At 34.1% G+C, this 1,483-nt stretch carries 1 protein-coding gene and 2 pseudogenes; 1 reads left to right on the top strand and 2 read right to left on the bottom strand.

What is annotated here, in order from left to right; translation table 11 throughout:
• Positions 1-170 precede the first annotated feature (170 nt).
• Positions 171-780, bottom strand: a pseudogene (locus ARSQ2_RS11310) (GntT/GntP/DsdX family permease); the annotation flags it as partial.
• Positions 781-1,299: pseudogene (locus ARSQ2_RS13335) on the bottom strand (gluconokinase, GntK/IdnK-type).
• On the opposite strand from ARSQ2_RS13335, the gene ARSQ2_RS11305 reads away from it, so the two are divergent.
• Positions 1,291-1,419, top strand: coding sequence for an IS630 transposase-related protein (locus tag ARSQ2_RS11305; protein ID WP_181995349.1), 129 nt, complete (start codon positions 1,291-1,293; stop codon positions 1,417-1,419). The pseudogene ARSQ2_RS13335 and the gene ARSQ2_RS11305 sit on opposite strands and share 9 nt — an antisense overlap.
• The last annotated feature ends 64 nt before the right edge of the window (positions 1,420-1,483 follow it).

The raw sequence follows: 1,483 nt of genomic DNA, 5'->3' as shown, positions 1-1,483 counted from the left end.
ATTTATTAATTGTAAGTATTTTTATCGATAAATTTATTTAAAACTTTATTTATTAAAATTCTTTTAAAAAGAAATAGAAAATAAGGTGTTTATTTATAGCTACTACGTTTTCGCATATTAATTTATTCTTGTTTAACAAAATTAAGTATTACCGTTAAGAAATTATTTCATAATGGTCCGGCGATAAGCATTGCTGGAATAGTTGCACATACGCCAATCAAAATCATCCAACCAAAATCAGCATTCATCTGAGATGCAACTAACATTGGCGTTGGATCCGGAAGTAAAAAAGCAGCAGCAGCGGCTACACCGGCAAACAGGGGAATAGCTGTTTTAACAACATTGCCACCTAAACGGTTAGTAATGGTGAAAACAATACCAATTAACAATACTATTTGTACACCAAAAAAAGTGGCAATGCGCAAATCAATCCTGTAATACCAATGGCTAAATTAGCCCGTTTTTCACCAAAACAATTGATTAATTTGATCGCAATTTGCTCTAATGCGCCTGTTTCATGGAGTATCCGTCAAAACATTGCGCCTAATGCCACAACAATTGCTAAGAATCCTAATGTTCCTGCCATACCTTCTTGCATTATTTCTATGATTTTTTAACCGGCATGCCAGAAAATAATCCCGCTAAAATAGAAACCACCATCAACACAATGAACGCATGTAATCTTGCATACATAACCAGAAACAACAATAAAAAGACAGCCCCTGCGGCAGTCAATGTCAATACCAGCATATTTAATGTTTCAGGTATAGGCGTGTTCATCTATTTTTCCTTAGTAATAATTTTATCAATTAATTTTACTTTATTATCAATAAGCTCAGCTAATGATGGCTTAATATCGACGATATACACATCTTTTTCATCATTACTAGGTACTCCAAAGTATCAAACTGCGAGACCAACATATTTGGTTTGAAAAAATGATTTTTACGCTTTTTAAATCGGTCTTATACTAATTTAAAGTCTCCTTCAAGGTAAAAAAATCATAAATGTTGGTTTCCGTCTCTTAAAATATCTCGATATTTTTTCAACGCGGAACAAACAATCAAAGAAACCTTATTTGTTCTCTGCATAGCAAAATAGCATCACTCAATGCCTTAAGCCAAGGAAGTCAATCAGAAACATTAAACGCATGGCCATAAGACATCTTTCTAATATTGGCACGTGGATGCAAAAAATCACCATCTAAAAACGCAGCTCTATTTTTTGAGCGATCCCACTCGCAACTGCTGATTTATAGGTAAGCGACTTAATTTTGATGACATTATTTATATGAGCTATTCAATTGATTTTAGACGTACAGTGATATTTACGATGGAAGAAGGGTTGAGTATCCGAGAAACAGCGAAGCAATTTCGGATTGGCTCTGCATCTGTATCACGTTGGATTAATCAAATATAGCTAAGCGACTTAATTTTGATTACACCATATTGAGTGCGAACAAAATATCTGTTTCGCATCCGAG

Source organism: Arsenophonus endosymbiont of Bemisia tabaci Q2 (genome assembly GCF_902713415.1).
Taxonomy (GTDB): domain Bacteria; phylum Pseudomonadota; class Gammaproteobacteria; order Enterobacterales; family Enterobacteriaceae; genus Arsenophonus.
This window is presented reverse-complemented; position numbering and strand designations above follow the sequence as displayed.